The sequence below is a fragment of the Bacteroides sp. GM023 genome, from assembly GCF_014750685.1.
Classification (GTDB): Bacteria; Bacteroidota; Bacteroidia; order Bacteroidales; family Bacteroidaceae; genus Bacteroides.
The window spans coordinates 293029-314666 of record NZ_JAAXGE010000001.1 but is presented as its reverse complement, the minus strand read 5'-3'; the positions used below and the strand labels follow the sequence as shown (position 1 = coordinate 314666).

General features: G+C 43.7%; 11 protein-coding genes. All 11 read right to left on the bottom strand.

What is annotated here, in order from left to right; translation table 11 throughout:
* Positions 1 to 122 precede the first annotated feature (122 nt).
* On the bottom strand, positions 123 to 3197 hold the full coding sequence (locus HC965_RS01080) for a glycoside hydrolase family 2 TIM barrel-domain containing protein (RefSeq protein ID WP_191029692.1): 3075 nt from the start codon (positions 3195 to 3197) through the stop codon (positions 123 to 125).
* A gap of 27 nt (positions 3198 to 3224) precedes the next feature.
* Positions 3225 to 5555: a family 20 glycosylhydrolase gene (locus HC965_RS01075; RefSeq protein WP_191030032.1), complete on the bottom strand. Its 2331-nt coding sequence runs from the start codon at positions 5553 to 5555 to the stop codon at positions 3225 to 3227.
* Between the two features lie 16 nt (positions 5556 to 5571).
* On the bottom strand, positions 5572 to 7155 hold the full coding sequence (locus tag HC965_RS01070; RefSeq protein ID WP_191029691.1) for a sulfatase: 1584 nt from the start codon (positions 7153 to 7155) through the stop codon (positions 5572 to 5574).
* Between the two features lie 405 nt (positions 7156 to 7560).
* Complete coding sequence (locus tag HC965_RS01065; protein ID WP_191029690.1) at positions 7561 to 8910, bottom strand: PL29 family lyase N-terminal domain-containing protein; 1350 nt, start codon at positions 8908 to 8910, stop codon at positions 7561 to 7563.
* A 39-nt stretch (positions 8911 to 8949) separates the two neighbouring features.
* Complete coding sequence (locus tag HC965_RS01060) at positions 8950 to 10878, bottom strand: DUF5006 domain-containing protein (protein ID WP_191029689.1); 1929 nt, start codon at positions 10876 to 10878, stop codon at positions 8950 to 8952.
* Positions 10879 to 10912: 34 nt separating this feature from the next.
* Complete coding sequence (locus HC965_RS01055) at positions 10913 to 12718, bottom strand: RagB/SusD family nutrient uptake outer membrane protein (protein WP_191029688.1); 1806 nt, start codon at positions 12716 to 12718, stop codon at positions 10913 to 10915.
* 12 nt (positions 12719 to 12730) lie between these two features.
* Positions 12731 to 16060 carry a TonB-dependent receptor gene (locus tag HC965_RS01050; RefSeq protein ID WP_191029687.1) on the bottom strand — a complete coding sequence of 1110 codons (3330 nt, stop codon included), beginning with the start codon at positions 16058 to 16060 and terminating at the stop codon, positions 12731 to 12733.
* A 361-nt stretch (positions 16061 to 16421) separates the two neighbouring features.
* The gene (locus HC965_RS01045; RefSeq protein ID WP_191029686.1) at positions 16422 to 18416 is read right to left on the bottom strand and encodes a response regulator; all 1995 of its coding nucleotides are present in this window, start codon (positions 18414 to 18416) and stop codon (positions 16422 to 16424) included.
* A 140-nt stretch (positions 18417 to 18556) separates the two neighbouring features.
* Complete coding sequence (locus HC965_RS01040) at positions 18557 to 19306, bottom strand: nucleotidyltransferase family protein (protein ID WP_191029685.1); 750 nt, start codon at positions 19304 to 19306, stop codon at positions 18557 to 18559.
* Between the two features lie 9 nt (positions 19307 to 19315).
* Positions 19316 to 20746: an RNase adapter RapZ gene (locus HC965_RS01035; protein ID WP_191029684.1), complete on the bottom strand. Its 1431-nt coding sequence runs from the start codon at positions 20744 to 20746 to the stop codon at positions 19316 to 19318.
* Between the two features lie 76 nt (positions 20747 to 20822).
* Entirely contained in the window at positions 20823 to 21635 is an 813-nt protein-coding gene (locus tag HC965_RS01030; RefSeq protein ID WP_191029683.1) for a hypothetical protein, read from the bottom strand.
* Between the last annotated feature and the right edge of the window lie 3 nt (positions 21636 to 21638).

Below are 21638 nucleotides of genomic sequence, written 5' to 3'. Positions count from 1 at the left end.
TACAAAGATAAAATAAAAGGTGCGGATTACACGACTTCAACGGAATACTTTTTGACGATATTCTATAAAACCAGTGTAACCCGCATCTTGATATTTAATCTGATAGCCTATTGATATGGAGTTTACTTCACCGGATAAAGGGTAAATTCAAAACTCTGTTTCTTTACCGGTACTAAGTATTGCGGCAACACTCCGGGGCCGCAAGTCGCTGTTCCTACTCCTGCCTGTTCCGCGTCGAGATGTATTGTTACCAATCCGTCACGTTCCAGGTCATTTATATGGCGGGCTTTCTCTACTAATACATCCGAGAAAGGAATCATACTAAACTGGAAAGGACGATTGGACTCAAAAAAGAGACCTTCACCGGAAGGATTTGTCAATTTTGTCCAGCGTACATCTGTCCGGTTACCCGTCGATTGCGGAATGACGTAGTAGTGGAACATTCGTTCGGGAGTGGTTTGATACAGACCGATTTTACCGGACTGGTCACGGTCGATATAGGTTTCATTGTCACCGCGTCCCAGGTAGGAAACCTGGTTGTATGTATCTGCCACACGGAATGTCAGTCCCAGGCGAGCCATAGATTTCACGATGGCCGTATCCGGTTGGAACGTAGTGTTTATTTTCAGTGCGCCGTTCTTATCGAGTGCGTAATTGAAATCAGCGGTTCCTACTTTTTCTCCTTTGGCGTTGAGAATCTCAACGTTTACGGTGGTGGCTGCTCTTCCTTCTTTCAGTGAAACGACTTTCTGCGTCAGGTTGTCCAGTCCTGCTTTGCGCCAGAGACGGGCACCGTTCTTATCGCGGTTGTCATTATCGGTGGCAGGACGGAAAAGGCTCAATGTGACCGGAGTAGCCAACAATTCTTTGCCATCCAGACATAAAGAAGTCAGGGCACCCGTTGCTTTGTCAACGCTGAAGGTTGTCTCACCCACTTTCTGAGGGCGATAGCCTGTGTAGTTCTTATTGCCCGGCAATATGAACTGGTCATATGCCACTTCCCAGTCTTTATCTACCATCGCGGAGCCTGCACGACGTGTCCAGCTTATGTTCAGATAGGCTTCACGAACGGTTTTAGGGAGCATTACATTTCCTAATGACAGGTCTATGGTGGCGTGTGGTTCGCAATCTATGACTTTTGTGCCTTCGGCAACTCTTTCTCCGTTGTCAGCGGTCACATTCCAGTGAAGTTCGTATTCGTTCAGGTTGGAGAAATCGTACCAGTTCTTGATGCGGAGCTTCATGTTCTTCGGATTCACCAAAGTTGTTTTGATATTCTGATATACTTTCTTCACTTCAAGCAGATGCGGGTGCGGCTCGCGGTTGGCTCCGATTAGTCCGTTACAACAGAAGTTGCCGAAGCTGGGAACTCCTTTGGGACCGTAATCACCGCCATATGTCCAGTACCATTTGCCATCCTTGTCTATCTCGCGGAAAGATTGGTCTACCCAGTCCCATACGCAACCACCTTGCGCCATCGGTTCGTTTTCAAAGACATCCCAGTATTCTTTCAGGCCGCCGCAACTGTTGCCCATCGCGTGCAGGTATTCGCAGAGGATGAAAGGGCGGTAGATGTCTTTCTTCGCTACATATGCTTTTATATCGTCTACACTGCGGTACATACGGCAGTAAATATCCGTGTTGTAATTCAGTTCGGCACGCTCATATTGTACGGGGCGGGTCTTTTCAACGGATTTCAGCCAGTCGTAGGTACGTTCGAAGTTGATGCCGTTTCCGGCTTCATTGCCCAATGACCAAATGACGATGGCGGGATGGTTCTTGGAACGTTCGTACATCCGGTGCGTGCGGTCCATGTGTGCCGTCAGCCAGGTGCTGTCTTTGGCAAGGGAAGCGGGGCCGTATCCCATTCCGTGCGATTCGATATTAGCCTCGTCAATCATATATAATCCGTAGCGGTCGCAAAGCTGATACCAGTAAGGATGGGTGGGATAATGCGAGTTGCGGACTGTGTTGATGTTATGCTGTTTCATCAGTTGGATGTCCAGTTCCATCAATTCCTTGCTCACGGTGCGTCCCAGTTGGGAATGTTCGTGGCGGTTGGTTCCTTTTACCAATACGGGGACGCCGTTGATACAGAAACGGCCGTCTTTGATTTCCGAAGTACGGAAACCGACTTCGCAACCTGTCAGTTCGGTGACTTTGCCTTGTGCGTCTTTCAATTCGAGTATCAATGTGTAGAGATTGGGATGCTCGGCCGTCCAGGGTTTCACACCGGGGATGGTCTTTTCATCAAATGCGATAAAGTTACTTAGTCCGCGGGATTTGATGTTGACAGCATCTTGCAGGATGGCTTTGCCCGAATCGTCCTTGAGTGTATAGGCGATGGAACTAGCTGTGGCGGAAGGTCCTTCTACGGTTACTTCGAGTCCGAAAAGACCGTCTTGGTACTTTTCTTTATCTAAGGATGCGTTCAGTTTATAGTCGGCAATGTACTGTTTGGGGGTGCTGTAAAGATATACATCGCGTTCAATGCCGCTCAAACGCCACATATCCTGACACTCCAAATAGGCTCCCGAACTCCAGCGATACACTTCCAGGGCAACTACATTCTCGCCTTCATCGAGGACATCGGTAATATCCCATTCGGCGGCTGTCTTTGAGCCTTGATTGTATCCCAGTAATTTTCCGTTTACCCATACATAGTAGAAGGAGATCACGCCTTCACAGCAAAGTACGACTCTGCGCCCTTTCCAGTCGGCAGGTACTTTGAAGGTACGGCGATAGGAACCGACTTCGTTCTCGGCATGAGGCACTAACGGGGGATTCTTCTTGAAGTTGAACATTTTGTCGTCAAATTCATACGTCTCGTTGACGTAGATGGGGGTACCATAACCCTGACGTTCCCAGTTGCCGGGCACATTGATGTCTGTCCATCCCCCTGTATAGTATGAAGGTTGATAAAAGTCCTTCGGACGGTTATCGGGATTCTTCACCCAGTGGAATTTCCATTTTCCATTGAGGGTCATGTAGTAGGGAGACTGCTCGTACCCTCCCGGCTTTTCAATGTCGGAAGCGTCGGCATAAGGCCATACATAGGTGTGAGGAGCGAGTTTGTTCAGTCCCACAGCATACTGGCTTTGCCATTCGGGCAACGGCTGTCCTTGTGCCGAAGCGAAAGTTGTAGCAATCAGTCCTGCCAGCAAGATTAAAAAAGTTCGTTTCTTTAGGTTGTTCATGGTTATTGTTATTGACGATATGTTGTACTATTCAAGAATGATTTCATCAAAATATACTCTTGATTCCTGTCCCGGACGTACATGGTCGGCAGGACACGGCCCTGCTCCTTCCGCCGTCACACGGATATATCTTGCATCTGTTCCTTTCAAATCCATGGAAAGGTCTTCAATGAATGTACCTTCACGGAATATTTCTTCAGGAGTGAAATTCAGTCCGGCTATATCACGGTAAGTTTCGTTATCGTCGGATACGGCTATGCGGATTGATTTCGGTTTTTGTACGGCCATACCATAGTTTGTAATGCAGCCGATTGTAAAGGTATTGAGTTTCTCTGTCTTTTGCAAGTCTATGGTGAAAGAGATGCGGTTATTCTTCTCCCAACAGCACCATTCAAAGTCGGTATTCTTCAAACTTCCACGGATGCCGTTTGTCAGGACTTTCTCATTCGGTTTATTGCCGAGCATGGTTTTGCCGGTCGCTTTGTTCCATACAATCGGCAGGACGAGTGTTTGTCCCATCTGTTTGCCTTGCGCAAAGGTGGCGGCTTTGATGGTCTGGGAATTTGTGACTATCAGTGAGTCGGCGTAGATAGATGAATCTGTTGCCGGTTCGCTGCCATCGGTTGTATAACGGATTTCCATATCGGGGCGGATACAGTCCAAAGTCACTTTTAATACACCGTTTTCAGGAGTTACCTTATGCTGGATATTGTACATGGAACGGGCATAGGCGATTCCTTTCTCTGCGAGATGTTCATTGTAGTTATCCACTGCTTTCAGGAACAAAGCCCAGTCTTTCTTTTCGGGTTGTGTCCAGGCTACTTCAGCCACTGCGGTCAGGCGGGGGAATAAGAGATAATCTACGTCTTCCGGCTTATTGCAGAATTCCGTCCACATGGAGCCTTGTACTCCCATCAGTAATGAAGCATATTCCGGTTTCCAGTCTTTCTGTATCGGTTCGTAATCATATACGTCTTTCAGGGTGTTATTGCCGAAGTAGGTCAAGGGTTCGAACCATTGCGGACCTTGGTAGCGAATCAGGTACATGATGCGTGCCGGAGTCATGATGAAGCGATGGCCTTTCGCTGCTGCTTTCAGTGCTGCCTGTCCATGACCTTGCCAGCCGAGGATAATGGAACCTTCCGGCAGAAAGCTGCTGTTGGTCAGTTCGTCCCAGCCGATGACTTCGCGGCCTTTGCTACGTACATAGTCGCTTATCCATTTCATGAAGTAGCCTTGCAGGTCTTCTTCATCTGCCAGCTTTTCCTTTTTCATTCGTGCCTGGCACAACGGACATTTCTTCCAGTATGTCTTTTGGGCTTCGTCGCCACCGATGTGGATATAGCGGGAAGGGAATAGTTCCATTATTTCATCCATCACGTTCTGCATAAAGGTGAAGACGCTGTCGTTTCCTGCACAATAAATGATTTCTGCGTTTCGTCCGCCCAGGCCGGGCAGTACGCCGATATAGTCTTTCACTACCGGGCAGGCCAGTTGGGGATACGCTGTCAATGCGGCACAGCTATGTGCGGGCATATCAATTTCGGGGACAATCTCGACTTGACGGTCAGCGGCATAGGCTACCATTTCTTTTATATCTTCTTGTGTATAGAAGCCGCCTATGGGTGTCGGTTCTCCTTTTTTCGGATTACGGCGAGCCGGGAAAGGCGTATCAGGACGGTCTACCCGCCAGGCGCCTATTTCCGTCAGACGGGGGTATTTCTTTATTTCCACTCGCCAACCGTTGTCATCCGACAGATGAAAGTGGAGGGTGTTAAGTTTAAGCATCGACATGCAGTCAATGATACGCAATACGTTTTCTTTAGGGATAAAGAAACGGGATGCGTCTAATAACAAGGCACGGTAGCCGAAACGCGGTTCGTCCTGAATGTTCATGGCAGGAATGACGCATTCGACTTTTGCATCGGACGGGCTTTGTCTTTCGATAGATGCGGGGAGCAACTGGCGAATGGTTTGCAAAGCATAGAAAAACCCTTTGCTGTCCGAGGCTTTGATGATAATTTCTTTGGAAGAGACGTCTAGCAGGTATGCTTCGCTCTTCAAAGAAGTATCGGTGATGAGGCGGATTTCTCCTTTTTCTGTGCTTCCTATATTCAGTTTGGGGGTAAAGCCGGCGGTGTTGGTAAACCGGGAAATCAAGCTATTTGCCACTTTTGCCTGTTCTTCGTTCTCTACCACAAACGTGGTTTTGTCGGAGAAAAGGTAGTTGCCACTACCCGGCACTAATTGTGCCGGACGTGGAACCACAGGTATGTCATGTGTCAAGTTAGTGTCAGTACAGCCCGTTACCATCGGCAGCAGAAGGCTGGCCAATAGTATAAAGGTATATTTTATCATCATTGTTGTTCAGGGGTTATTCCTTGTCTCTTTCCGGTGAAAAGCGGACAGGGTCATTGTATTGTTCTTGTAGTTTTAGCATTTCTTCTTTCAATTCTTTCACTACCGGTTCGTATTCAGGTTGTCCGTAAAGATTGTGCATCTCTGTCGGATCTGCCTGCATATCATAGAGTTCCCACCAATTGATGTCATTGTAAAAATGAATCAATTTATAGCGTTCCGTACGTACTCCGTAATGGCGTTTCACCATATGTTCGGCGGGATATTCATAGAAGTGGTAATAGAGTGACTTCCGCCAGTTCTCCGGATGTTCGCCTTTCAGCAAAGGAAGAAGGGAAACTCCCTGAATATCTGACGGGACTTCTGCTCCTGCCAATTCGAGGAAGGTGGGCGCATAGTCGATGTTCTGTACCATTTCGGTGATGTCTCCCCTACGGTCGAAACCTTTCGGCAAGCGCATGATAAGCGGTGTACGCATGGATTCTTCGTACATGAAGCGTTTGTCGAACCAGCCGTGTTCACCCATATAGAAGCCCTGGTCGGACGTATAGACTACGAGGGTGTTATCCAGGAGTCCTTTCTCTTTCAGGTAGTCGAGCACACGGCCTACGTTATCGTCAAGAGACTTCACTGTCTTCATATAATCACGCATATAACGCTGAAATTTCCAATTGGCAAGGTCTTTGCCTTGCGGATTCTTTTCGTAGAAGTCGGCTATAATCGGGGCGTAGAATTTGTCCCATGCGGCACGCTGTCCTTCGTCCATCCGTCCCAGGAATCTTTCATAAAGGGATTTCAAACGTGAGTTCTTGTCAGGGCGCAACATTTTGAGGTCGTATATCATATCCATATCTTTTACGACACTCATTTCCTGGGCGGCTGCGGCAGGACGTCCTTCGTAATCGTCAAAGAAGTTATCGGGCAGCGGTAAAGTTTTATCTTCATACAATGCAAGATTGCAGGTATCTGCCATCCAGTTGCGATGAATTGCCTTGTGATGAATCAAAAGGCAGAAAGGTTTCTGCGGGTCACGCTTGTTTTCCATCCAGTCGATGGCGTCGTCCGTAATCAGATTGGTGATATATCCATGTTTCTGAATCGTATCGTTGCTCTGCGTGATAAAATCAGGATTGTAATAGTCGCCTTGTCCGGGAACGATTTGCCAGTAATCGAAACCTGACGGCAGGCTTTCAAGATGCCATTTACCGACCAATGCTGTTTGGTAGCCTACTTTCTGCAAAAGCTTCGGGAAGGTTTGCTGGGAACTGTCGAAAACACAAGTGGTATTATCGTAGAATTTATTAGCACAGCTATGTTTACCTGTTACCATGCAGGCACGGCTGGGACCGCTTAATGAGTTGGCTACAAAACTTTGTGTGAAACGTACTCCATCGGCGGCTATACGGTCGAGGTTCGGAGTTTCCATGTAGCGGGTGTCATAACAACTCATCATTTGGGCGGTGTGATCATCTGTCATTATGTAGACGATGTTCAGAGGTTGCTGTTCCGCGGACTTTTGTTTACTCGCACAAGAGGCAAAGGAAGCTACTGCTGCTACTCCGGCTAAAGAATAGAACAAATTTGGTTGTAGTTTTTCCATATATTCAATTTTATATTAGGTTGTAGCGGCAAAGATAGTCAGAAGATAGCTATTCCGGCTTCCACTATTAACCAATTAATTTCCAATATTCATTATTTATACGAATCAGCAGGTAAAAATAACCTATCGTTCATGTTCGTACGGTTTTGAATCAATAGTAGTCCATATATAGTTTTGACGCTAATCGGACTTCTAGTATTGCCTAATTAGACTATTTTGATTGCCTATTATTACTTCGTATAACTATAGTTATTCGCAAAGACAACTATAGTCTCCCTTGCGCATAACTATAGTCATCCGCAAGGGAGACTATAGTCATACGAAGTAAAAAAGCCTAATGAAATACATCCGGATAGGTAGGCGATGAAATAAAACTGCCTAAGAGGTTTATTTCAGATACGACTCCTATTCTCCTGATTCAGGAATCGGCTTAATCTTATCTGCCAATACGCTCCAACCTGTCTTATATGCCTCCACTTTATCTGTTGCAACAAAGATAGATTCCAAAGCATCACAACCTTCAAAAGCTGTCGCATTGTATCCTATAGTAGCAGTCGACAAAATTGTGACACTTTTTAAAGCAACGCAATTCTTAAATGCAAGATTGAATATATTGATAGTTCCTTTGGGAAGGATGATCGTTTCAATAGATGTATTCTTATCTTTCTCGGGAATACCAGGAAGATTTATATAAAACGCATTTGCAGGAATAGCAGCGCTATATACCAATTCTGATAAATCAATGTTTACTACGCCACTTGCTGTTTTCAAAGGAGTAGCAATATGATCTCTAAAGTCTGGAGCACCGGAGCATGTTCCTGTCACTTTTATACTGGATGCACCGTCCGGTATGACAATAGCTGCCCCCGTATATTCTATAGCAGTCCACTGGATTCCCGGGTCTGTTGCTGCCTTGAATGTAACAGTCTTAATCACCGATTGTGTTTCCCCATCCGAAAGCAAGAAAGCTACGGTAGCTTCTCCGGTAACCGGATACACAACTCTCAATTTAGTATTATTGCCCGAGCCTGTCACTCCTATCGTCCAGTTGGAAGGATTTGTATCCAACATTCTCATAATACAACCTTCGGGAAGTATTATCGAATAGATTTCTTCTCCGGCAGTCTCTTTACTGTATTCCGCTGATAAATAGCCACTCCAATTGATATATTTCGGAAGTTCTATCGTTGCTCCGCCATTCAATGTGATGGTAACAATATTACCCGATTGAGTAACACCCGTCACAGGATGAGCTACCGGATATGCCGGTATGGTCACCGTATTATCGCCGATAGTCAATTTAGTAGAACCATCCTGATTGGTTTCCATCTTGATGTCGTCTCCACTATTCACATACACAGTCTTGCCATCTATCTGTAAAGGTTCGCCACCCAGCGTCCAGTACCATTTGCCATCATCTCCTTTGTCTACGCCGATACTTTCTTCATTTGTACCGCTTACTTCACCGTCCTTGTTATAGAACAGCGTAATGGGTGCTGCGTGAAGGAAAGATATTTTATAACCTTCGGTTCCATCTTCTTTTGTTACTTTCTCTACATCAGTAATATAATCTGTAGCAGTAATAATTCCCTGCAGAGAATTCAGTTGCTCAACGACCGTCTTTTGCCATTTCTCTAATGCGGAAATTCTCTCTTCCTGTCCATTGACTGCATCCCATAAATCTCCGTCATCATAGCTACAACTACCTAATAAAGTTGCCGCAAACACTGCACATAAAATTGATTTCAGTTTCATAATCTTATCTTAATTAAAAAGGTTTATTTATTCTGTTTATTAATAAAGGATCAAGTCTTTCCTATACGGCATGTCATGATCGGAATAAGTGTCGTCTGTATAGAAACGTACCCAGTCTATCTCCATACGCGGAATAAGTGCGTTCGGATTATTCTTCAACATATTTCTTGCTGTCAGATAACTCATTTCCATAGAAGGATAATCCGGAGCCTGTTTGCCAAGAAACATCATTGTCAGGATGTAATAGAGTCCTTCGGAGTTTACTTTATCCGTAAACGGCCATCGGGCACCTTTGCTCTTCGCCTGTTCTTCGGTTATAGTAATTGTTGTCTTACCATTGACTCCCATGCGAACCGTTTGATTATCTACCCATTCCATCCAATAAATTTGGAACTGGTCTATCGTGCCTGCAATATCCGTAACGGCAATAGTAGGATTCCAATGCTGGCTTCCCCCTGTTCCGGGAGCTGTATTTCCAATATGGAAAGTTTGTTCCGCAGACCTGCGATAGCTAAGATTCCCATGTTTCGTATTATTCTCCATCACATCTATTTCTCCAAAGTCCGGCCAGACATTCCATTGAGAGTCACCGCCCACTTGTTCGTTACCCTGCAACCAAATACCCGGTAACATTCCGCTATTTTCCGCTCCACGGATACGTGCACGTGTTTCAATACGCATTCCCGGATAGATACGGATATTTGATGAAGCCCAAGTAGGACTGTTTACGTTCCCTCTCATAAACTTACAGGAGTAGAAGGCAGAAGTACCGAAGTCTTTAGTACCGTTGTTACCCGGAGTCCGCTCCTTCAATGAAATCATTCTCAAGTATCCTTCATCTGTCACCCATGCGTATTTGGCATTATCTACGGAACCGGCAGTTTCTACCGCTGCCGTATTCTGATCGGCAAAACCTAAAGGATATTCATTGCTGACATAGGTTTTATCATTACTTTCTTTCGTTGCCAGGCACGTAGAAATCTTATGGAACTCATACGCACGGAAGAATTTCCACTTACCATCGGGAAGTACTTTACCGCTATTCGGATGAGGGTCTCCTTCTTTCATAACTACATAATTGGTCTGTCCCCAGGTTTTAATGGCAGCTTCGTTCTTTGGAGAAACAAATAATTGGTCGGCATCCTCATACAGCCAACGTTCATCTCTCACTTCACTGCCCATGTTCTTATGGATATCAATCTTCGTTATAGTCAACTTCGTTGCCTGCAAAGGATAACGGCTCATAACAGGAACAGTAGCAAGGTCTAGTGTGAGTTCTTCATCTTCGGTCGTGTTCACATCCTTTTTCATGGTGACCGGTTCACTTTCTATCGAGTTCGTTCCGGCAGGAATAACCAGTTCTGAAGGAAGATTCTCGTAACGTTCCTCTTCTCCGGCTTTAGGAATAATCGTAATAGTCAGGTCATCTTTCAACGTTGTATTAACGGAAGCTACCAATACAAAAGTCTGTCCTTCTTTCACCGTGTTATCGGCATTGTTCTTCAGGGATACTTTGGAGTAATGATAATCGCTTACAGTCACAATCTGTAAAGCACCCGACATTCTGTATCCACGGGCAAAAGCTGATATTTCAACGGAACGTTCCCTGTTGAGCCCTTCCTTCTTTACAGGAATCTGAATCTTTTTAGTTGCTTCGCCTTTGCTCAAGGTTACTACTGAAGGAAAATCGTCGAACACTAATTGATCCACTGCTCCTTTATCCGTAGTAGCGCTCAATCTGATATTCAAATCTTCGTTCATTGCTTTCTTCCCTTCTTCCGTCCCTGTCACATCGAAAGTGATTTCCAGTACCTCTCCCATTACCAAATCCGTACTGTTCAATGTCATTTTCAACGGTACAGGTTCTGCCAACGGGCTTACATTATCATCGTCAGAACATCCTGACATACTCACTACTACCAGTAAGAGCAGCATCCACAAATATGTCCATTCTAAAATCTTTTTCATATACTATATCTTTTATAGAGTCTGTAACATCTTATTATTTCCAACCCGGATTCTGTTTCATTTGCTTATTCAGTTCCAGTTCACTTGGTGGGATAGGCAGCAAATAATCTCTTTTCGGATTGAACTGGTAACCACCCGGTATCATCTCCTGCAAAGGATCCATCCAGCCATTACCATCTACCAAAACTTTTGCTAACGCTTCTTTCTGATCTTCAGAAAACGATTTGTACAGGACTCCATCATGCCCCAGGTATGCTCCCCTGCCGCGTTTGCCAACAATTACCTTATCGGCTGCCCAACGCATCAGGTCATCCAAACGATAACCCTGCAAAGCGAGTTCAACACGACGTTCACGACGGATTTCCTGCATTACGGGAGTCAGTGCATAGCCATAATCCGTAAAATTAGGGTCTTTAACAGGTGTTACAAAAGTCACTCCAGCACGTTCACGCAGAGGTTTCAATGTCTTGTTGAGTACGTCATCATCACACTTACCCAGTTCTTCGGCAGCTTCAGCATAACTCAACAACGCATCGGCGTAACGCATAATCACAAGTCCTGTTTCGCTATCGCCCGAAACATAAGTAGTATCTACCCCCAAACGGATATGGTATCCTGTCACATTTTTTGCGCTACCATCACCGGCAAGGAAAGGAGGATTAATCTTCTTATCGCCGCTAGAGATATCTTCCACTTTCATCGGACGAGAGCCTTTGGCAGTAGATTTAAACTTATATCCGCTGCTCATAATAGTTTCAGTAAGACGCAAATCTCTATTCTTGAAAGTTTCATTGAAATCTTTAAACTTGCTATCATTCGGATCAACAGGTGTTCCGTCAGCATACAAATAGGTGTTCACCAACTCTCCTGCTATACCGGCAGGTCCATCCTGGTCAACAACTCCTCCACCCAGCAGACCGGACAGTGCATGAAACACACCGTCAGTTATCGAGTATTTTCTCCAAAACAGCACTTCTGAAACATCGGAATAATCTCTCTGATTGAATAGACGCCCATAGGCATCTCCCGGACTAAGTATACTACTACTCGTTTCTTTGGAATTTATTTTTATCCCTTGTTTAAAGAGCATATTTCCCCATCTTAATACTTCTCCGAAGAAATAGGCGGATTGATCGGTAGCGGCTGCAAACTCATCATTCTTGTGGTATTTCTCCCATGATCCTTCGTATAGGGCAACCTGCATAGCAAGTAACATAGCCGCTTCTTTGCAAATACGCAAACCACTATACTTACTTCTATCGAATAATAGTTTCTCTGCCTTGTCCAAATCTTCCAGAATAAACTTGGCTACTTCCCCACGGTCTTTCTGTGGTATCTGCAAACCGGCTATTGTAGCGTGTTCATCCCAAAAGCCATCCATAATAGGTATATTACCAAACTTCTTCAACTGAATGAAATGCCAGTAAGCTCTCAAAAAATAAGCTTCACCTTTGAATGACTTCACTTCTTCAGTTTCCAAATCTTCGGGTACCAAGTAATAGTGAAAGAAATAGTTCACATTACGCAGGTTCTTATAACCGATTTCCCAACTTTCACTGCTGGAGAACAAGGTTTCCTCACCATTCAGGCGCTTGTTGTAAATTTCGGAAAGGATATTGTCACTGTTCTTTTCTTCTCCACGCACTCCCATGCCGAATTTCGCCAATGACGGAAGGGCTGTATAAAGACCATTGATATATCCCCGTACCTGCGCCTCCCCCGACAGGAACGATTCGTTGTTCGGAGCGGTCAGCGGCTCGCGGTCCAAGAAATCGGAACAAGAAGAAACAAATGTTCCAAGACCTGCCATCAATACTATATATAAATAAAATCGTTTCATACTTCTCTGTTATTAAAATGTGAAATCAAGACCAAATACAAAATTTCTGTTCATCGGATACACTTTACCATTACCATTTTCGTTGGCTGCGGAAGTAAGTCCCGGAGCGGTTGCATTACTACCACCTGCCCAAGTATTTACCTGATTTAGTGTTTCGGGGTCAAAGGCTTTAGGCAGCTTAGTAATAGTAAACAGATTGTCACACGTGAAATATACTCTCAAATTTTCCAGTCGCATAGCTTTCAGGAGTTTCTTATCGAATGTATAAGACACTGTCAGGTTCTTCATACGCATATAGGCGGCATTCACCAAATAGCGGCTCGTATTATAACCAATATTTGTATTATAATCTATTGTCTTGGGGTCTGTCAGGCGAGGAAGATACCCATCCGGATTTGACGGGCTGAAATAATCGAGATGTTCTTTGAAGAAGTTCTTTCCACCAAAGAGATAAGTACTTCCTGCCAAAGCGAAATCACGTTTAGCCACGCCCTGGAATAATGTAGAAACAGAGAATCCTTTATAGCCCACATTCAAGTTAATACCAAATGAATACTTTGGGGTAGCATTACCAATTACCTTCAAGTCACCATGATCTTCCAAAGTTCCTTTTCCCGGGTCTACCTTTCCATCACGATTCGTATCCAAATATTTCAAATCACCTACCTGCCAAAGATTATCGTTCTTGAAGAAAGACAGGTCTTTGCTGTTGAGATATGAATCAATTTCCTGATTGGTCATAAACAGGTCATCTGCCACAAACCCCCAAATTTCACCCAGGTCCATTCCTTCGTAATAACCTTTGTTGCGATCCAAACCTGTGTGGTTATTGTAGATAATACCTTCGGGATTGTTGTACTTTGTAATAACGGCCTTGTAATTGAATAAATTGAATCCTATTCCATAGCTGAAACCACATTTCAACTTATCCTGCCAATTAACAGAAAGTTCCCAACCACGGTTACGCAGAGTCGCATTATTAATTTTTGCACGGTCATCCGGAATAATACCACTGACTGCCGGAATAGCTTCTGCAGGACCGATCATATCTTTTGTCGTACGTTGGTAGATGTCAAACGTTACGGATAAACGATTTTTCAGCAACATAAGATCCAAACCAAAGTTAGCTGTGTCCACTTTTTCCCATGTGATATAGGGGCTAATCATTTTCGGAGTCAGTGAAATAGTACCTTTACTAATCCCATCACCGCCCGGAAGCAACCATGCGTTCACATTATTCGGATCAAGAGTCATCATTCCCAAGTAATCATATAGTCCGGCACCATTCTGGTTTCCCAAACGTCCGTAGGATACACGTACCTTCAACTGTGATACAGGCATATTCAAGTTCATAAAATAGTTGGTACGGGCAATGTCATAGCCGGCAGAGAAAGAGGGGAAAAATCCCCAACGATGTCCCGGTGCAAAACGGGATGAGCCGTCATAACGTCCGCTAAGTTCCAGAAAATAAGTATTCTGATAATTCCAGTTCATACGAGCGTAGAATCCCATGGTAGCCCAATGGGTACGTGCTTCTCCTGCATAGATGGTTCCGTCGGCATTATCGAATGAATAGGTATCTTCACTTAACATTCCATCCTTGTACATATATTCGCTGGAGTTTTCCTGAAGTTCCATCTGATAACCTGCCATCGCTTTAAATTCATGATCGCCCCATTGATTCATATAGGTACTGGAGACACTGGGAGACAAGTAGTAATTGAATGCGCTACCCCGTGTCAATGAGCCGAAACGTGTATTCTGCCATCTCATACCCGGATATTGATACCCCTGACGGTTTCCTGAAGTTTCTATTATCTGTCCGTTAGGTAATGCATGATTGCTTTTCTTCAGTTTAAAACTATTATTTTCGACATCGAGACGAGCTTTCATCTCTCCCATAATGTCCCAGCCTTTCAGCGGAGTGATAATAGCAGAGAAAGACAGCGCATCCGAAATACGATTCTGATTGTAATTCGATTTTTTCAGATAAAGCTGTTCATTCCAGGTGGGTGTAGAAAACTCTGTCTGTTCTATAGGTAAGTGAGTGACACGAGTGGGGGCCGTATTCGCTATCGTACCATAAAAGATAGTCTGATTAGCCATCGGACGATTGATGATGTTCACCGTCGCGTTATTGTTGAAGTGGAATTTCAACCAGTCGGTTGCCGTAATTGAAAACTTCGTGTTAATATTATACTTCTTCAAGTCATCCTGCACCTGATCCATCAAACCTTCCTGATAAGTATATCCCAAACCTACATAGTAAGTGGCTTTTTCTCCACCACCCTGTACACTCAGGTTATGCGAATGACGGATAGCACGGTCTTTGAAATAATAATCAAACCAATCCGTATTGCCATACTGAACATTATCGGATGCCGCCCAGCCATCGCCTGCCTGGTTCGGGCCGATACCGGGAAACTCTGCCGAATACGGGTTAGCCATAAATCCTTTAATCTTTTCAATGGTAGCATTGGAAATCTGCGCTGTACGTCCCATATTCACATCACGTTGATTACAATAGTTCGCATATTCCAATGAATTCATCATTTGTGGCATATTAATAGGAGAACTGAAACCAACCGTTCCGCGATAAGTGACGCGTGTCTTTTCTTTCCGTCCGCTTTTGGTAGTAACTAATACCACACCATAAGCAGCACGCGCACCGTAAACTGCCGATGCAGAAGCATCTTTCAAAACGCTGATCGTTTCAATATCGGCAGGATTCACATTTTGCATGCTCTGTTCCACACCGTCCACCAATACGTAAGGTTCACCGCCATTGATAGAACCGACTCCACGGATATTGAACTTGATTTCAGCACCGGTTTCACCACCGACACCATCTGCCGCGGCATCCGAAGCAAAGTTCAAACCGGCCACATTACCTTGCAGGGCACTGGTCAGGTCGGTTACCGGACGATTAACAATTGCGTCGGACTTCACAGTAGCTACGGCAGCCGTTATCGTGTTACGTTTCTGCTTGCCCATACCTACTACGACAACTTCATCAAGTACTTTAGAATCTTCTTTGAGAACGAAACGGTTGCCTTCCAATTTCGTCACTTTCACTTCGAGAGGAATAAAACCTACATAAGAAATGGTCAACGTGCTTCCGACTTTACCTCTCACGGAGAAATTTCCGTCAATATCGGTAATGGCGCCTTCTTGCCCTCCTTTTACCATGACTGTAGCACCGATAACGGTTTCCCCCTTATCGTCCACCACCTGTCCTTTAATCATTTGTTGCTGTGCAAATGCTCCTGAAGGGAATAATAGGAGCAGCATCAGAAGAACAACAAAGTAGCTTTGTTTTTTCATAAGCTTCTTTCTTTTCATAATATTACATTTAATAATAAAGATACAAATTTATTAGCTAACAAAAATAAATCTCAAAAAACCGAGTAGTGAGAATGTTAGACGAGTATCATCACTTCGAGCAACATTTTCAGCCACAAAAATAGGAAGGCTGTAAAAATAGAATGTTCCAAAATCGCTATTTTATATCCAAATTTGTCTAAAATCGTCCATTTCATCGTCCTTTTCTCCTGCATTAGACATTATTGAACATCTTTCGATACAAATAAAGAAAGCATTAATGGTAAAGTACGCAATGTTTAAGATTACAAAGAAAAATACGGCGGTATTCCTGATGTGGAATACCGCCGTATATAACTTATTTCGGAAAGAAAGAGCCAGCCTAACAGCCGTACTCCTTCAATGCTTGCATCAATTTTGCTCCATTAATAGGTTTTACTAAGTAATCATCGCAACCTACTTCCAGAGCTGCTACCCGGTCGGCTTCAAAAGCATGGGCAGTCAATGCTAAAATCGGAATACGGGTATTGAACTTCCGGATTTCGGCAGTGGCAATACGGCCGTCCATTATCGGCATCTTCATATCCATCAATACAAGGTCGACCGACTGGGTTTGTACGATTTCAACAGCTTTTTGCCCATTTGCCGCATGTAGCAAATTACATCTGTTTTTCAATAGAGAAGACACAAGAGAGAAATTGCTTTGAATATCTTCCGCTACCAAAATAGTCTTTTTCTCTACTTTTTCTTCTTTTGCAGCCACAGCAGCATCTTTCCTCGACTTTCTTCCGCTTCTCTGTTGGGAAGCAGTCAGCCCTTCCTCTTCTATTTCATCTATACATGGCAGGATAGCCCAGAACAAAGAACCTTTTCCATGCTCTGACTCAAACCCGATACTTCCTTCACAAGCATCTATGATGGCCTTACAGATAGACAATCCAAGTCCGGTTCCCTGTGCAAACTCATCCAGTTTCTCGAACCGATAGAATACTTTGTCTTTTTTATCTTCCGGTATGCCGATACCTGTATCGCGAACATAGATGCGAATTCCCTCTTCCACTTTTTCATACCCCATCTCGATAGTTCCTTCGGGAGTATATTTGATGGCATTCGTCACATAGTTCGTGAGAATTTGGGCAAAACGTTTCTTGTCCAGTCTTACCATGCAGGCAGCATATGGATTAACAGTAATCAGACGAACCTGGGGATTTCCGATACGCCATTGCATGGAAGTTGCCAGTTCATCAAAGTAAACTGATAAATCGAATTCTTCGTATTTCAGTTCCACTGAGCCGGCTTCTATCTTAGAAAGGTCTAATATATCATTAATCAACTTCAATAGAAGCTCATTATTTATATTAATGATTTTACTATATTCTTCTTTCTCGGCCGGATTATCAGTTATCATAAGCAGATCAGAGAAACCGACAATCGCGTTCAACGGAGTACGAATCTCATGGCTCATATTTGCAAGAAAGGCGGATTTCAATTTATCCGATTGCTCGGCCTGTTTCCTTGCTTTTTCCAATTCACCGATCATCTGCTGACGTTCGGTGACATCATCCACACGAATAACGACACCTTCAATATCGCCTAAATCATTATATACAGGTGTAGCAAATACTTCAATGGTATGTTCATTATTGAGCAGGAATTGAATCGTTTCTACCTGACCGGATTTCCGGGCACGCTGCATCACACAATTCTCACAGGGAGTAGTCCGGTTATGAGCCGTTTTATAGCATGCTTCCCCTTTTCTGTAAGCTTCATAAGAAAGGCTTCTACTACAAAGCGAAACGTTTTCCCACTGTACAATATAATCGTTAGTTATATAAGCGAGTCCGGAATTGGTATTGTTCAATACCAGTTCATTATGATGGAGCAATTCTATCATTTTTTGTTCGCTCTTGATTAGTTCCTGCTTAGAGCACAAGGCATCTTCGTAGAGATTTTCGTATTTACGTTGCCATAGAATACGTTCAGTAATATCCTGGGTGATTACCAAGTAGTTTATTATTTTACCCTCTTCGCTGAATACGGAAGAAACAGTAATTTCAAAATGCTTGGTACCTGATAAATAGGTTGGAAAACAGCGATGCAGTTTATCGAAATCATACTCTGCCAAGAGATGTATGGTTTCTCCATTCATTATTTGCTGTTTGTCTTTATCAGAAAGACTTGGAATGTCAAACAAGCTACGCCCTAAAAGCTCTTCCCTGTTCTTTATCCCCATTGATTGTAATTCCGTATGATTTACTTCGATCATCAAGCCACTTTTATCGTATAACTCTAGACCTACAGATAGGTTCTCAAAGATATTATACAATAAATTATCAGCCGCTCCACTTAGTAAAGCTAATGGAGATTCATTTCCCATGCTACAAAATTTATGTAGTTCAACAATATTGTTTGTTTATCCAAGCAAACTTACACAAATCTTTTGTATTACAATAGAAATAGAATTAGAAAAGCCCTTTAGGTATCTCAATGTGGCACTTTAGTAGTATAAATAAAATTTCAAAGGTTCAAACCTTTTACAAATTCTTCTGCCTTGGCCAGTGTCTCCGGTTTACCTATATCAATGAGTTGCAGATTCTCCGTCAAATAACCAAAAAATTTTATTTGCTGACAGGTAGCAAGATAAAAATCCATAATAGAGAATTTTCCTTCCCAACGAGGGGTATCCATCCATTGAAAGATAGAAGGAGAAAGAACATGGATGCCGCTAAAGGCGTATTCCTGATAAAGTAATTCGTCATAGTGGAAACCTTCCGGCTTTACTTGTCCCGTATCTTTATTAATCCATCCGCAGAGTTTCTTTTCTGTATCAAAAAGCAGGTAACGGGAAGTTTTGCGCCGGCTGGCCAGTAAGGTAGCGACACCACCATTCTGTAAATGAGATTCGTAGAGTTCTTTCAAGTCAATATCCGAAAGAATATCCACATTGTGCACAAGGAAAGGTTCATTGGAATTTTCAAAGAAAGAGCGGGCTTTCTTTACCCCCCCCCCTGTATCAAGCAGCAGGGCGCGTTCATCGGAAATATGTATAGTAAGCCCGAAATTATCATTCGCTTTCAAGAAATCAAGTATTTGTTCGCCGAAGTGATGGATGTTAATCACTATTTCGGTAAAGCCGGATGCTTTCAACTTTACTATTACATGTTCCAACATCGGCCGCCCTGCTACGGGCACCAAGGCTTTGGGCATCGTATCGGTCAGTGGCTTCAGCCGGCTACCCAAACCGGCTGCAAATATCATTGCTTTCATAAATATCCTTTATACGGTTGCTTCGAACGTACGTTCTATATTCTGTTCACGGTGTACCAGTTCTACTTTTACCCCGAACTTCTGATTCAGGCGTTCCGCCAAATGCTGGGCTGAATACACAGAACGGTGCTGTCCGCCGGTACAACCGAAGCAAACGGATAAATTACTGAATCCGCGTTCCATATAGCGTTTCACGGAAGCATCTACCAAGGCGTAGACATTGTCGAGGAAGTGAAGAATTTCACCATCTTCCTCAAGGAAAGTTATCACGGGTTCATCCAATCCGGTGAAAGGTTTGTAACGTTCGTACTTACCGGGGTTATTTACGGCACGGCAATCAAAGACATAACCGCCGCCATTCCCTGTCGGGTCTTCGGGAATTCCTTTTTTATAGGCAAAGCTCATTACTTTAACAGTAAGCTGGCGTTTCTTCAAATCATCTGTAAACTGTTTCAGCCCGGTAAGTTCACGCAATACTTTGCAGAGATACGGATATTCAGGATATTCTTCTTTCAACAGTTCACGCAGATTGGCGATGGCATAAGGAACACTTTGAATGAAATGAGGCTTTTTCTCGAAATAACCACGGAAACCGTATGCACCCAATACCTGCAAGGTACGGAAAAGAACAAAGTGACGAAGCTGGCTATAAAAATAAGGTTCGTCAATCGGTTGGTATTTGCGAAGGGCTTCTATGTATTCCTGTAAAAGTTCTTTGCGAAGGCTATCGGGATATTTCGCTTTGGCTTGCCACAGGAAAGAAGCAATATCATAATAGAATGGTCCTTTGCGCCCGCCCTGAAAGTCGATAAACCAAGGCTGTCCGTCCTTTATCATCACATTACGACTTTGAAAATCACGATACATGAAGGTAGCGGAAGAACTGCGAAGCAGGACATCACTCATTTTTTGGAAATCATCTTCCAGTTTGTCTTCCTGAAACTCCATTCCGGTAGCTTTGAGAAAACAATATTTGAAGTAGTTCAAATCCCAAAGAATGGAACGCTGATTGAACTCCGGCTGAGGATAGCAACGGGAAAAATCAAACCCGTCCGCCCCGGCAAACTGAATAGCGGGAAGCAGGCGAATCGTTCTGCGGAGCAATTCTTTCTCTTCTTCGGAGAATACACTGGTGGCACGCCCTTTCTCAATGGCATGAAACAACAAGGTATCACCTAAATCTTCTTGCAGGTAATAGGTCTTATCCTCCGATACGATGTGAACTTCGGGAATAGGCAGACCACTTTTGCGGAAATGCTCTGCCATATAGAGAAAGGCTTCATTCTCGTCGATAGAAGTTCCATACACTCCGACCAATGTCTGTATGCCCGACAGCCGGAAATAACGGCGGTTGGAACCGGAAGATGGTAATTCTGTTATATTTTCAGCGGGAACGCCCGTATATGCCTGATAAAGTTTCTGTAGTTCTTCGGTAATCATAGTCGTATATTTTCGAGCAAAGATAGGGATTATGAATAAATAATGCTATCTTCTCACCGATAAAACCGGATACACTTTACCAAATCTGCTGAGTATATACCTTTATTCCCGGATAGTCTTTCTGAAAATGTTCGCTGATATCTTCCAGCCAGGGAATCGGAGTCATAACGCTTGTACGGCTCAAAGGAGAACGGTCTTCATCCATAAAGAAGATATGTTCCACTTCTTCCGCCTTGAAAGTATATTTGAACTGATAAGTATCCAAATCATCCCCTTGTTCAAAAGGATTGAATGAGAAAGTACCTGTCTGCTGCCCTTCCTCCTTACCATATTCTTCGGGGTAAACAATCAGCGTTCCCTCTTTATAATTCGTTTTATCATCCCACACCAAATGATAGCCGCCACCTACTTTTTTCACAGGAATAAACTCCAATGCTTTCAGGCGGATTGCTTCTTTCACTTCATCTGACAGAGGTTGGTTGTCCGGTTCTATAATTTTCACGCCCAATCCATTGACAACAATCTTTTGTTCCTGCTGTTTCACACGTACATTCAGCAGGATAGATTTTTTCGTTCCGTCTATCACAATGACAGTCGCGTTGCCCCAGCCTTTGGGATGTAAAACAAACGCATTCGGGAATTTCTTGTCTACTTCAAGAACGGATGGATTATCACAATATACGGAGTAGTCACCGTCTCCACCAATAATGGTTATAGCTCCTGCTCTTCCTTCCGGATCAGAGTTCGGATAACATACATCAATCGTGTTATCTACGATAGATGCCGTATCAGCAAAACGCAACGTATTATCTATTTCATCATTGCATGATGTATAGGCCAGCGCCAACATAGACAATAAAATAAAATTAAAGATAGGTTTAGCTTTCATAGT